Genomic DNA, 13407 nt, shown 5'->3' on the forward strand with positions numbered 1-13407 from the left:
CGCCCTTGTCCTTTCAACGCTATGTTCTGGTAATTTTACAAGTTACAGAAAAGTTTAAAATCTGTTGTAAACCTTCAATCACCGCTTGTAAGGCTGCTTCCACTGAGCTTACGTCACCAGAAATGACTACCGATCCAGAAAAACGATCAATAAAACCGATTTGGATATCTCCGCTTTTAGTCGCAATATCAACAGCGATAATTGCCGCTTCGCTCGGAGTGATTGTCAAAATACCTAGTGCATTGCTGGTGCCTTCTGGCAACCCTAATTTTGTATAAATTTCTTTATTAGGACTAGCAATGATGTGCGCTAACGTTACTTGTTTCCCAGGAACATATTCTTGAATCATTCGTTGTTTTTCTTCCAACCAGACTCGCTCCTTTAATTTAGCAAATAAAAAATCCTCAATAAAAAACGTAAAGGTTCCACTTTCGCTTTCTACTAAGGAGCTTCTTTGCTCTTAAATTTTGAAGCACGCCGTTGTGCTACCCACATTATATGTTATCGATTTCATCCTGTCAATCGCTTATAAGATAGAATTTAAAATTTTTGTCACTTCTGCTGCTGTTGGTTGGACAGGATTTGTTTTGGTGCAGCCATCCATCAATGCGCCTTCAGCTATTTTTGGGATCGCAGCTTGGACTTCTTCTTTTGGTAAACCATAGTCACTAAAAGTGGCAGGCATGTTTAATTTTTGACGGAGTTGCTTGATTTGTCGAATAAATTGTTGAACACCAATCCGTGCATTGGTTGTCTGTGTATCATTTAGACAATTTGCTAACTGCGCATAACGTTTGGCTGTTGGTTCGTTGGTGACTTTGCCATTCGCTAAGCCACTGTTATATGCAATGACTTCAGGTAAGAGCATTGCATTCATTCGTCCATGTGGCACATGTAAACGCGCACCGGCCGCATGAGCAATACCGTGATTCAAGCCTAACGAAGTAACATTAAACGCCATCCCTGCCATACATGAAGCTAAATGCATATTTTCACGGGCTTGTTGGTTGCTACCCTCATTAAAGGCTATTTCTAAATTGTCGAATACTAAGCGAACGACTTTTTCGCACAACGCATCTGAAATCGGATTTGCTTCTGTTGAAACATAAGCTTCAATAACATGCGTTAAGACGTCCATTCCTGTATCCGCTGTGATTTTTGGTGGCACACTCATCACTAAATTTGTATCTAAAATCGCAATTTCTGGTTGAATTTCATCTGTTACAAGCGGGATTTTGGTGCCAGTTTCAGCAACCGTAATCACTGAAAAATTCGTAACTTCTGAACCAGTTCCACTAGTTGTAGGAACCGCAATAAACTCAGCAATCTGAGTTTGCAAAGTACGTTTGCCAAAAAATTTCATTGCTTTGGCCGCATCAATAGCAGATCCCCCACCTAAAGCTAATATCGTATCTCCTTGAAATGTCGCTAACTGCTTAATTCCCGCAGCGATCTTATCAATTGGTGGATCGGGGATGATGTCACTAAAAATTTGCCATTCACTTTTTGTTAAATGCTTTGTCACTTCATTCACAAATCCAGAGTCAACCATGAATGGATCTGTGACAATGAAAACACGTCTATCATGAAGTGTTTCCAAATTGGCTAATGCGCCTTCTCCTACCCATAGTTCGGTAGGGAAATGAATTGTTTTCATCTCAATTCCTCCTTAATAAAATACAAAAAGACACTTCAAACAAACGAAAAATCATCTGTCTGAAGCGTCTTTGCTTCCTTATGTATACGCCATTGTACACGAAACCTTATCCATAGAGTACAACGCCTTTAATTAATTGTCAATAAAAAAAGGGAATATAGCAGTACGTCATTGTACCTGAAATCTCCTTCAACATTGAAAGACCAGCCCAAAATTCCCAAAAGCACTTCCTCGTGCCATTAATTGGATTAATACAAATATCTTGGGCTGGATTTTCAACACAAGCGTTGTTAAGAAACATCCTGTTTTGCCTCGAAACAGCATGCCCAATAATGAAAAAATGAAAAGACCTGACTTAAAAGCAACCTTGCTTCTTCACAGTGGCGGGACCGTGCCAGATTCTCACTGGCTTCCATTCATATTTTTCATAAAATATTCGTTTAATCTATCTGAAATTTACCATAAGTTTTTTAGAAAAGCAACTGTTTACAATCCATCTTCTTTAATTTTATGGAAAACCTTTTCGCTTCGTTCATAAAAAACATCAGGTCGTTGTGCTTGAACATTTAAATAGCGAGCCAACGCATAAAAATAATCTGATAAACGATTGGTAAAAATTAATACCTCTTCGTTAATTTTGGCTGTCCAATTTAAACGAACAATGATGCGTTCTGCGCGCCGTGCAATCGTCCGAGCCACATGAACCATACTGGCTGCTGGGGTTCCGCCAGGTAAAATAAAACGATCAATATCTGGTGATTGTGCAGTGTAGAAATCAATCCGCTGTTCTAGCCAATGCACACTTTCCTTTTGTAATTTAAATGGTCGTTGTGCTTCAATCGGTGTTGACAAATCTGTTCCCGCATCAAAAAGTAAATGTTGTAAAGCTTCTAGTTCTTCTTTAATTTCTTGATTTTCTTGTGGAAGTTGGCTGATAATATAGCCCACCCAAGAATTCAATTCATCAATCGTTCCATAACTTTCAACTCGATCAGAATCCTTAGCGACGGTTGAGCTGCCGACTAATTTCGTCATTCCCTTATCGCCAGTTTTTGTATAAATTTTCATTCTGCTTCATCCTCCTCTAAATAATCTACTAATTCTTGCAAGCCAATTTTTTCAACAGAAGAAATTTCAAAAATTCTTGTTGCACCCGCACTTTTTAATTGTTGCCGAACAATCTCTAATTGCTGAGAATCTTGTGCTAAATCAATCTTGGTTAAAATACCAATGATTTCTTTCGGGAAAATACTACCAAATCCTGGTGAAAAAACTTGTTGTGTTTCTACAGCACTTTGAACCAAACCAATCACATCTGCTTCTGCCGCTGTGACGTTTAACGCATTATAATATTGTCGATGCAAAATAAACTCGCCCGGTGTATCAATCATTTCTGTATGAAATTCCACCGCCTGTGTTTTATCATAAATTAATTCTTTGCCTTGCAGAGCTTGACATAACGTGGTTTTGCCACACCCGATAGCTCCCATTAAAATGATTCGTTTCATCGCTACCTCCATAAAAAAGGAGCCCAAAGCAAGTACCATCACGTACTTAGTCTTGGGCTCCTTTGCCGATTTGTTAAAACACGCCATTGTGTTTCTGATTCTTTGCCTTTATCTTACCTGTTTCCAAAAAACTTGTCAAAATTATTGAATAGTTTCCCAAACTTTATGTTGTTTCTGAAAATAGGAGACAATATCTGTTTCAAAAATTGTTTGTAAAAATTCTTTGGAAGCCAACGTTTGAAAATCACCTTGCGCGGCCACTTTCCCTTGCTTCATAAACACAATTTTTTCACTTAGCGTTAACGCTAAACGGATATCATGAAACACCCCGATTAACGTTTTCCCTTCTTGCGCACTCCACTCATTTAACTGCTGAATCAATTCTTGTTGATACCGAATATCCAAATGATTATTGGGTTCATCCAATAAAATAATTTCTGGATCTTGTACAAATAATTTAGCCAAAAATACTCGTTGTTGTTGTCCTCCTGAAAGCTGATTGACAACTTTATCTTTTAAAGGCAATAAACCCGTGCGTTCTATATAATAAAGGACTCGTTCTTTTTCTTGTTTAGAAACAATAGGTAAAAAACGTTTTGCTTGTTGTCGATACGCCCCCATCAAAACTGTTTCGTAGACCGTATAATCAAAAGCAACTGTCGTGAATTGACTCATCATCGCTACTTTCGTTGCCAATTCCTTCCGCTTTTGTCCATGAACTTCTTGACCATCAATTAAAACAGAACCACTATAAGGGACAAGTCCGGCAATCGTTTTTAAAAGTGTCGTTTTACCGCAACCATTTGGACCTAAAATACAAGTTTTACTACCTGTCGGAAAAACGAGGGAAATATCTTTTAAAATGGGGGTTTGTTGGAGTGTTACAGCTGTTTTTTTTAATTCAATCATGCAGCAACGCCCCTTTTTTTAAAGTAAATATACAAGAAGAATGGCGCTCCAATCAAGGCTGTTACGGCCCCGATGGGAATTTCTCTTGGTGATAAAATCGTGCGGGCAATTGTGTCCCCTAGTACCATGATGGTCCCACCTAAGATTGCTGAACCGGGAATCAGCCAGCGATGAGTCGCCCCTAGATAGCGACGGACAATATGTGGCGCTATTAAATCAACAAAACCAATCACACCGACAAATGAAACCGCACTTCCTGCTAGTAAACTAGCCAAAAGAATAATGCGTAGTTTTGCTGTTTTGACTTCTACTCCCGCTAACATCGCATGTTCTTCTCCTAAGCCAAGAACATCCAATGCGTTGGCATCAAACCAAAGAAACAAACTGCTGACAAGCAAGATTGGACAATAAATAGCAATTTTTTGCCAATTACTGCCAGAAAAACTACCCATTTGCCAAAAGACTAATTGTTTCAAATAATCTTGGAAAAGTGCTGTAATCAACGTCAAAATAGCACCGACAAACAAGGTCATAATCATCCCCACTAAAACAACTGTTTGATTAGACATTTGACTATCCATTGTTTGCGTAAATAACAAAACTAAAAAGACCGTTGCTAAGCCAAAGATAAAACCAGTTAAAGGCAATAAAAATGCCCCTAAAATCGAAGCAGTTACTCCAGTTACCATGATTAACGCAGCGCCTAAGGATGCTCCCGCTGATACGCCCAAAGTATATGAAGAAGCTAAAGGATTACCTAAGAGTGATTGCATCACCGTGCCACTTACTGCTAAGCCTGCGCCCACGAGATAGGCCATCACGACACGCGGTAACCGTACATTCCAGATGATTCCCTCTAAAATCCCGTCTTCTGAAACCGTCTTTTTCACTAAAATTTGAAGCAAATCCGTTAACGAAATCTGAACACTTCCAATTTTAATACCCAAAAAGAGCATGCTCATACTGATCAAGAGCATCAGTATGAGACACGTTTTTTTACTCATCTTTTAAATCCTTGTATTCCTCTGGATAAACAGCTTTTGCCATTTGTTTTAATGCTTTGGTAATGTGGTTATTTGGTAAAGAGCTAGACATGTTATCGATTTCGAAAACTTCTTTGTTTTGAACTGCAGGAACGTTTTCCCAGTTTTTACGAGCTAAAATTTCTTTGGCGGGATCTTTCATATAGTTAACATTGGTTAAAATGACTTCTGGTTTTGCAGCAATGGCCGCTTCTTCTGTCACTGGTAACCAGCCTTTTTCATTTGCCAAAACATTTTTTGCCCCAATTGTTTCAATCATTTCATTTAAAAACGTCCCATTACCAAAGCTGTAAATGTCTGGTAAGGCAGCTACTTCAAACAAAACAGTTTTTGGTTTTTTAATGGTTTTACCAATTTTGGCCACTTCGTCGATTTCTTGATCCATTGTTTTGATTAACTTTTGTCCTTTTTCATGTTCGGATAAGCTATCCGCGATGAATTGGACGTCTTCTTTGATTGCTTTGATACTTGTACTAGTGGGGATGTTAACGACTGTAATTCCAGCATCTTCCACTTGTTTCCAAACACTTTCTGAGCTAGCTAAATTGATGTCATTCACATAAACAATTTGTGGTTTCAAGGCAATCAATTTTTCGGCATCGACAGCCATCATATCCATTTGTGGTAATTTTTTTAAATCAGTCATCATTGTGCTACTTTGAGTATCAACTGCGATTAATTGATCGGTTTTACCTAAGTCTTCAATCACTTCTGTTGTTGATGGCACTAGGGAAATAATTTTGGTTGCCTCTTTGGGTAAAGTAATTTCTTTGCCGCTACGGTCTTTGGTTGGTAACGTTACTTCTGTTTTTTCAGAAGAGGTAGTTGCTTTCTTTTCCTGTTTACCACACCCTGCTAAGCCAAGTGTTGCTACTAAACCTAAAGTCATCATTGTTAAAGTAAATTTTTTCATTTTTTCATCCTCGCATTCGTCTATTTTATTTTGGGGAAAATTTTCTGAAATGAACCTCCTTTGTCTCAACGTCAAAAAAATACAAAAAAACCACTTTTTTCTCCAATAGAAAAAAAGCAGTCACTTAACTATGCTAATGATATACTCAGCCAGTTATCTTCAAAGCCCCTTCTTTTTCCTACAAAAGAATGATTAGACTTATCAAGCCGGTATCCTGACTTAGCTTCTTCTTACTCCCAATCCTTCCAGAATAATCTGTGGTCTTATTGGTTTCATCCACCATACAGTAGGTAGGTCTGTAGAGGATTCGCACCTCTTTCCCTGACACTTCATAAGTACATATATATTGTATCTTCGTTGATAACTAATTTTCAAACCAGTGATTAGACGTCTTTGTCTAATGACACACATTTATTATAACGGTTATCAACCATTTGTCAACGCTTCCTCAAGCAAAAGAAAAACTTTTCTTGTTTTAGTTATTAGACGTTGTTCCGTTTTTCTATTCATGATAAAATAAATCCTAGTTTGAATAAGAAAGAGGTTAACTTGATGAAAATCGTCATTTTGTTACTTGTTGCCTATTTATTAGGTTCGATTCCCTCAGGTGTTTGGATTGGCAAACTTTTCTTTAAAAAAGATATACGCCAATTTGGGAGTGGGAATACAGGAACAACCAATACATTTCGTGTCTTAGGGAAACCTGCCGGAATCACGGTATTATTAATGGATATCTTGAAAGGAACGTTAGCCACTTCATTACCCTATTTGTTTGGTTTACAAGGCGTGAACCCACTCTTCTTTGGGGTAGCAGCTGTTTTAGGGCATACCTTCCCTATTTTTGCCAATTTCAAAGGTGGTAAAGCCGTAGCCACTAGCGCTGGCATGTTATTAGCATACAGCCCCACATTTTTTATTTATTCTGCTCTTATTTTTGTGATTTGTCTGTATCTAACCAGTATGGTGAGTTTAACAAGTATGATTAGCGCTGTACTAATTACACTTTCTACTATTATTTTGCCTTTCACTGTCCCAGCTATTTTACCAACATTTAACTGGTTATTAACCGTGATTGCGATTGCTTTGACTACTTTTATCTTTGTCCGTCATCGTGAAAACATTCAGCGAATTAAAAATGGAACAGAAAGTCGCCTCTCTTTTGGCTTACGTGCAAAAAAATAAAGAAAAAGGCTGTGAACAAATAATGTTCACAGCCTTTTTCTTTATTTTACACTAATCATATACTGTGTTTTAAATAGTTCGTTAGCTGGTAACTTATTGATGCCAAATTTTTCAGCAAGTTGGCCAGTTGCATCGACAGCATCAGCAATCCCGCACCAAGGTTCGATACAGACAAAAGGTGCTTCTTTCGGTGTCGGTGACCAAATCCCCACAAAAGGCATTTCTGGATAACTCAAAGTGACTTGATGCTCACTTTCGTCTGTGGCAATTGTAATCGCTGTTTGACCTTTTGTTTCAAAAATCATTGCATCATTTTCAAATAATTGATGCGTTAAGTCAAAGCTGGTATTCGTTTGGGCTAGCGTTTTATTCGCTAAATCAATAAACGGGCCTGCTAAGGGAATTTGTGTCCGTGATTTTTTAGGTGAAAAACTTAGATAATAATCTTCAAACGTTAGTGAAGATTCTAAAGGTACATTAAAGGCTGGATGACCACCAATCCCAAAATACATCTCTTCTTTCCCTGTATTTTCTACTTGGTAGTTTACAGTCAATTCTTGGTGTTCTAATGTATAAGTAATCACTAGTTCAAAATCAAAAGGATACTTCTTCTTGGTTTCTTTTGTTGATTTTAGTGAAAAAGAAACTTCTTCTCCACCTTTTTCAATCACATCAAATACTTGATCACGAGCAAGACCATGTTGAGTTAAATGATACGCTTGATTTTGGTACATATACGTATCTTCTTTTAGACGACCGACAATCGGAAAAAGTACGGGCGCATGGCGGGCCCAAAATTCAGGATTTCCTTGCCAAATATATTCAATGCCGGTTTCTTTTGATTGTAAACTTACTAATTCTGCTCCTTCTTCAGCAAATGTTGCGATTAGAAATTCATTTTCAATTTGTACAGTCATTGCGTTGTCCTCCTAGTTGATACGAGCAATTGCTTATTTTTCCAATTCTTTAATAAATTGTTGATTTAACACTTTTAAATAAGTCCCTTTCATACCAAGAGAACGTGATTCAATAATTCCAGCTGATTCTAATTTTCTTAAGGCATTCACAATTACGGAACGAGTAATGCCTATTTCGTCTGCAATACTTGAAGCAGTTAAACGACCTTCTTCGCCATCTAAGGCTTCAAAAATGGCATGGACGGCTTTTAATTCACTATAGGAAAGAGTGTTGATGGCCATTTGCACGGCAGTCGCACTGCGAACTTCTGCTTCAATTGTTCTGGATTGATGATACAAAATTTGCATGCCGACAACGGTCGCACTATATTCAGCTAACACTAAATCATCCTCGTTAAAGGATTTTTCAACACGCGCTAAAATAATCGTACCCAAGCGTTTGCCAGCACCGTACAAAGGCACAATAGTGGTTAACCCAAACGGATACAGCTCTCGTGATTCAAAAGGAAATGCAGTTAAATCACTGTCTATTGGAATATTGGCTTCGGTTACTTTGAGCATATCCACGGCCTCGGTGTATCCTTGAGGAAATTTTTTCTCTTTAAACATATTTTTGATACGGGCATTATTAACATCTAATTTTTCAGTATACCCCAACAAATCCCCTGAACTGCTAATAATATACGCATTACTTTCTAAAATATCCCCTAAAATCATTGCCATTTTGTTGTACGGAAGTTCTGCTTGTACGTCAAACAGATTGTTTTTTTGCAAAAGCTCGTTCACTTGACGTGTTTTTTCTAATAATGTAGCCATCTTTTCTCCTCCAGCCTTTTTTATAAGATGTAACGACTTAAATCTTCATTTTGAACAATGTCATTCAATTTTTCATTGACATATGCTTCGGTAATCGTAATTTCACCCATTTGCATATCTGGTGCTTCATATAATAAATCTTCTAATAAACGTTCTAAAATTGTGTGTAAACGACGCGCCCCAATATTATCTGTATCACGGTTTACATCATAAGCGATGTGTGCTAACCGTTCAATTGCTTCTTTGGTAAAGATGACTGAAACATTTTCTGTGCCAATTAATGCTACATATTGTTTAATTAAAGCATTGTTTGGCTCAGTTAAGATACTTACGAAGTCATCCGCCGTTAAATCATCTAATTCAACTCGAATTGGGAAGCGGCCTTGTAATTCTGGAATCAAGTCACTTGGTTTTGACAAGTGGAAAGCACCTGAAGCGATAAATAAAATGTGATCCGTTTGTAAAGGACCATACTTCGTGTTAACTTGGGAGCCTTCAACAATCGGCAAAATGTCTCTTTGTACTCCTTCACGAGAGACTTCGCCCGAATTTTGTTGGCTTTTAGAGGTGATTTTATCAATCTCATCGATAAAAATAATTCCGCTTGATTCAGCTAAACGAATCGCTTCACTATGAATATCAGCATCATTGACAATTTTTGCTGATTCTTCTTTCACTAATAAGTCTTGTGCTTCTTTCACCGTTACAGTACGTTCGATTTTTTTCTTCGGTGACAGAGCGCCTAACGTTTCATTTAAGTCGATGCCCATTTGTTCTAGGCCATTGTTCATAGCTGGCATCGTTTTCTTCGGTTCTTCAATTTCAATTGTTACTTCACGATTATCTAATAGACCTTTTTCCAGCTGTTCCAAAATTGTTCGGCGATTCGTTCGAATATCTTCCGTTACTTCTTCTTGTGCTTCTTGCTGTTGCTGAGCCATGTTAAACATGTTCATCATTTGTTCAAATTGATTACCGCCAGCCTGTTTTTGTTCTTTTTTAATTCCAGGCACTAATACTTTGACTAAACGTTGATTGGCCTTTTTCAACGCTTGCGCGTACACACGACTGTATTGTTGTTTTTCAACAATTTGGATCGCATTTTCTACTAAATCCCGAACCATTGATTCGACATCCCGACCGACATAGCCTACTTCTGTAAATTTGGTTGCTTCAACTTTTACAAAAGGCGCATTGACAATTTTTGCGAGACGACGAGCAATCTCAGTTTTACCAACACCTGTTGGTCCAATCATTAGTAAGTTTTTAGGCGTAATATCTTGTTGCATATTTTCTTCTAATTGCAAGCGACGATAGCGGTTACGTAAAGCTACCGCCACTGATTTTTTGGCAGCTTGCTGTCCAACAATATATTGATCTAGTTCTTTGACTATTTCTTTTGGTGTTTTGTTTAATTCATTCATGGATTTTCCCTCGCTTATAATTCTTCTACAATGATATTATGATTCGTAAATACACAGATATCTGCAGCAATATTTAAGGCATTTTTAGCAATCTCTTTCGCTGGCATTTCTTTATCGCCAAAGTTTTTCATGGCTCTTGCAGCGGACAAAGCAAAATTACCGCCTGAACCAATTGCTAAAATACCATCGTCTGGTGTGATGACTTCCCCAGTTCCTGAAACTAAGAGCATTTCTTCCTTATTCATCACAATCAGCATAGCTTCTAATTTTTGCATAGACTGTTGTGTACGCCACTCTTGGGCTAACTCAACCGCAGCTCTCGTTAAGTTTCCGTTGTATTCATTTAATTTTCCTTCAAACTTTTCTTCTAATGTAAAGGCATCTGCCACACTTCCTGCAAAACCGACAACGACTTCATCATTGTAAATACGGCGCACTTTTTTGGCTGTACCTTTCATAACGACAGATTCGCCCATTGTTACTTGGCCGTCACCAGCCATTGCAAATTTTCCATCTTTTTCGACTGCACAAATTGTTGTAGAGTGAAATTGTGATTCAACCATTATTGTTCCTCCTAGACGTTTACCTCCATTATGCACGAGGATGAAACGTTCGATAATTTTTTTGTAAACTTTCTTTTGTCACATGCGCATATATCTGAGTTGTTGATAAATTAGCATGTCCTAATAATTCTTGAACTGTCCGCATATCGGCGCCATTATTTAATAAGTGTGTCGCAAATGTATGGCGTAACATGTGGGGATGAATTTCCGCATTTAATGAACTTTTTTTAATTAGTTGGTTTAAGACATATTCAATCCCTGTTGGCGTGATTTGTTCACCATGATGATTAACAAAGACATACGGATGTTTTTTTTGATATTTTGTCATTAATAGCGCGCGGCCATTCTCTAAGTAATCCTTTAAGGCGTCTTGTGCAAATGAACCAAAAGGCACATAGCGATCTTTATTTCCTTTTCCGTGAACCAATAAAACAGAAGCTTGAAAGTCAACTGCGTCCACCGTTAAGTTCGCACATTCACTGACCCGAATACCAGTCCCATACAGAACTTCTAGCAACGCTTGATTTCTCAAATCAAGCGGTTGCTCGCCTTGTGCGCTCTCAAATAATGCATCCATTTCTTTTTCATAAAAAAAACGGGGCAACCGTAACTGTTTCTTTTTCATATGAACATAGGAAAAAGGATTCTCTTGGATTGCTTCATTTTTTAATAAGAATTGATAAAAAGAACGCAAACTGGCAATTTTTCGACTAATCGAATTGCGGCTATATTCCTGATCGTATAATTCGCTCAAATAAGCCCGAACATCCAAATGTTCCACAGTCAAATAATTGTCATTACCTGAAGTCTTTAAAAACGAAAAAAAATGTTGTATATCTTCTTGATATGCTTTTTTTGTTTTTTCTGAATAGCCTCTTTCGACAATAAGATAACGAGCAAATAACTCAGGCCAATTCTTTTCTTCCATGTGATAGCCCTCCTCATTCGATTACAAAGTAACTTTAGCATAACCTTTTTCAAAAGACAATTAAGTTGTCAGAATTTAATCAATATTTCTAAATATGTTCACAATTTTAACTATTCTTTAGCTTTTGTTATTTTTTTCTAAAAATTAAAAGACTGAGTATCATCGCATTTCTTAGCAATGATGCTCAGTCTTTTCTCATATTTTTTCTAATTTAGTCTAAAGATTGGATAACTTGAGCTTGAACATCTAAGGCCCGATTAGCAATCGCTTCATAGCGTTCTTTTTTGTCACGAATTCGTTCAGGTAACTCTGGGAAAAGCCCAAAGTTTGCATTCATTGGTTGGAAATGTTTGCCTTCTGCATGTGTAATATAATAAGCCATACTTCCTAAAGTCGTTTCGCGAGGGAATTCAATCGGCTCTTCCCCTTTGGCAAGACGAGCTGCGTTAATACCTGCAAGTAAACCACTTGCCGCGCTTTCAACATATCCTTCAACACCAGTCATTTGTCCAGCAAAAAACAGATCGTCACGTTTTTTTGATTGGTAGGTTGGTTTTAGCAACTCTGGAGAATTCATAAAACTATTACGATGCATGACGCCATAGCGAACAAATTCAGCATTTTCTAATCCCGGAATCATACGGAATACTCGTTTTTGTTCACCCCATTTTAAATGCGTTTGGAAACCAACAATATTGTATAAAGAAGCTGCAGCATTGTCTTGACGTAATTGAATTACAGCATAAGGGCGTTTACCTGTTTTAGGGTCTTCTAGTCCGACAGGTTTCATTGGGCCAAACAACATGGTTTTAATACCACGTTGCGCCATTACTTCGATGGGCATACAGCCTTCGAAAAACTTCTCTTTTTCAAACGTGCGTAAAGGAACCACTTCTGCATTGACTAGCGCTTCATGAAAAGCATTGAACTCTTCTTCAGTCATCGGACAATTTAAGTAAGCCGCTTCCCCCTTGTTATAACGAGATTTTAAATAAACTTTATCCATGTCAATTGTTGATTTATCAATAATTGGTGCTGCTGCATCGTAAAAATAAAAGCCTTCAGAACCATTAAATTCTTGAATTTTTTGAGATAAGCTTTCAGAGGTTAAGGGCCCCGTTGCAATAATTACAATCCCTTCCGGAATATCAGTGATCTCTTCATTTTTGATTGTAATTAATGGATGACTTTTAATTTTTTCAGTGATTGTTTCAGAAAAAGAATCACGGTCAACTGCTAAGGCGCCGCCAGCTGGTACAGCGGTTTGATCTGCACTACCAATAATGATTGAATTTAAACGGCGCATTTCTTCTTTCAAAACACCTACCGCATTGGTTAAACTATTTCCACGTAATGAATTAGAACAAACTAACTCTGCAAAATTTTCTGTTTGATGCGCTGGTGTCTTTTTGACAGGGCGCATTTCATATAAATCAACTGGTACGCCAGCATTGGCCACTTGCCATGCCGCTTCACTTCCGGCTAAACCGGCACCAATAATTGTGACTTTTTTTGTCATGTATAAAAATTCCTTTCTATGTCAAGAA

14 protein-coding genes and 2 riboswitches are annotated in these 13407 nt (G+C 37.7%); of the genes, 1 reads left to right on the forward strand and 13 read right to left on the reverse strand.

Translation table 11 applies throughout. From position 1 onward, the window contains the following. Positions 1-19 precede the first annotated feature (19 nt). The 7 genes from eutS to IGJ04_RS01535 all read right to left on the reverse strand — a co-directional run bounded on the left by eutS (position 20) and on the right by IGJ04_RS01535 (position 6099). Positions 20-367, reverse strand: a complete 348-nt coding sequence (eutS, locus tag IGJ04_RS01505) for an ethanolamine utilization microcompartment protein EutS (protein ID WP_002345864.1) — start codon at positions 365-367, stop codon at positions 20-22. A 159-nt stretch (positions 368-526) separates the two neighbouring features. After that, on the reverse strand, positions 527-1657 hold the full coding sequence (locus tag IGJ04_RS01510) for a 1-propanol dehydrogenase PduQ (protein WP_010707558.1): 1131 nt from the start codon (positions 1655-1657) through the stop codon (positions 527-529). A 292-nt stretch (positions 1658-1949) separates the two neighbouring features. Next, positions 1950-2099: riboswitch (adenosylcobalamin (AdoCbl) riboswitch) on the reverse strand. 44 nt (positions 2100-2143) lie between these two features. Next, positions 2144-2725: a cob(I)yrinic acid a,c-diamide adenosyltransferase gene (locus IGJ04_RS01515; RefSeq protein ID WP_002360247.1), complete on the reverse strand. Its 582-nt coding sequence runs from the start codon at positions 2723-2725 to the stop codon at positions 2144-2146. Further along, on the reverse strand, positions 2722-3165 hold the full coding sequence (locus IGJ04_RS01520; protein ID WP_002363995.1) for a EutP/PduV family microcompartment system protein: 444 nt from the start codon (positions 3163-3165) through the stop codon (positions 2722-2724). The genes IGJ04_RS01515 and IGJ04_RS01520 overlap by 4 nt, the downstream gene beginning before the upstream one ends. 141 nt (positions 3166-3306) lie before the next feature. Then, complete coding sequence (locus IGJ04_RS01525) at positions 3307-4074, reverse strand: ABC transporter ATP-binding protein (RefSeq protein ID WP_010707556.1); 768 nt, start codon at positions 4072-4074, stop codon at positions 3307-3309. Further along, a complete protein-coding gene (locus IGJ04_RS01530; RefSeq protein ID WP_002360246.1) occupies positions 4071-5078 on the reverse strand; it encodes a FecCD family ABC transporter permease in 1008 nt (335 codons plus the stop codon). The genes IGJ04_RS01525 and IGJ04_RS01530 overlap by 4 nt, the downstream gene beginning before the upstream one ends. Then, positions 5071-6099 carry an ABC transporter substrate-binding protein gene (locus IGJ04_RS01535; RefSeq protein WP_002384486.1) on the reverse strand — a complete coding sequence of 343 codons (1029 nt, stop codon included), beginning with the start codon at positions 6097-6099 and terminating at the stop codon, positions 5071-5073. Before IGJ04_RS01535 ends, IGJ04_RS01530 begins: the two co-directional genes overlap by 8 nt. A 118-nt stretch (positions 6100-6217) precedes the next feature. After that, a riboswitch (cobalamin riboswitch) is annotated at positions 6218-6377 on the reverse strand. Positions 6378-6582: 205 nt separating this feature from the next. On the opposite strand from IGJ04_RS01535, the gene plsY reads away from it, so the two are divergent. Next, complete coding sequence (gene plsY, locus IGJ04_RS01540; RefSeq protein ID WP_002360243.1) at positions 6583-7212, forward strand: glycerol-3-phosphate 1-O-acyltransferase PlsY; 630 nt, start codon at positions 6583-6585, stop codon at positions 7210-7212. A gap of 41 nt (positions 7213-7253) precedes the next feature. Here the strand turns inward: plsY and IGJ04_RS01545 are convergent, their stop codons facing one another. From IGJ04_RS01545 to trmFO, 6 genes are all read right to left on the reverse strand, one after another. Continuing rightward, positions 7254-8129, reverse strand: coding sequence for an aldose 1-epimerase family protein (locus IGJ04_RS01545; RefSeq protein WP_010707554.1), 876 nt, complete (start codon positions 8127-8129; stop codon positions 7254-7256). 33 nt (positions 8130-8162) lie between these two features. Beyond that, on the reverse strand, positions 8163-8945 hold the full coding sequence (gene codY / locus IGJ04_RS01550; protein WP_002357492.1) for a GTP-sensing pleiotropic transcriptional regulator CodY: 783 nt from the start codon (positions 8943-8945) through the stop codon (positions 8163-8165). Between the two features lie 20 nt (positions 8946-8965). Beyond that, positions 8966-10369 carry an ATP-dependent protease ATPase subunit HslU gene (gene hslU, locus IGJ04_RS01555; protein WP_033624982.1) on the reverse strand — a complete coding sequence of 468 codons (1404 nt, stop codon included), beginning with the start codon at positions 10367-10369 and terminating at the stop codon, positions 8966-8968. Positions 10370-10383: 14 nt separating this feature from the next. Continuing rightward, on the reverse strand, positions 10384-10932 hold the full coding sequence (gene hslV / locus IGJ04_RS01560) for an HslVU peptidase proteolytic subunit (RefSeq protein ID WP_002357489.1): 549 nt from the start codon (positions 10930-10932) through the stop codon (positions 10384-10386). A gap of 28 nt (positions 10933-10960) precedes the next feature. Beyond that, positions 10961-11860 carry a tyrosine recombinase XerC gene (xerC, locus tag IGJ04_RS01565; protein ID WP_002357488.1) on the reverse strand — a complete coding sequence of 300 codons (900 nt, stop codon included), beginning with the start codon at positions 11858-11860 and terminating at the stop codon, positions 10961-10963. A 211-nt stretch (positions 11861-12071) separates the two neighbouring features. Further along, the gene (trmFO, locus tag IGJ04_RS01570; RefSeq protein WP_002357486.1) at positions 12072-13379 is read right to left on the reverse strand and encodes an FADH(2)-oxidizing methylenetetrahydrofolate--tRNA-(uracil(54)-C(5))-methyltransferase TrmFO; all 1308 of its coding nucleotides are present in this window, start codon (positions 13377-13379) and stop codon (positions 12072-12074) included. Positions 13380-13407: the final 28 nt, after the last annotated feature.

It is taken from the genome of Enterococcus sp. AZ050, from assembly GCF_051715085.1.
GTDB lineage: Bacteria > Bacillota > Bacilli > Lactobacillales > Enterococcaceae > Enterococcus > Enterococcus faecalis.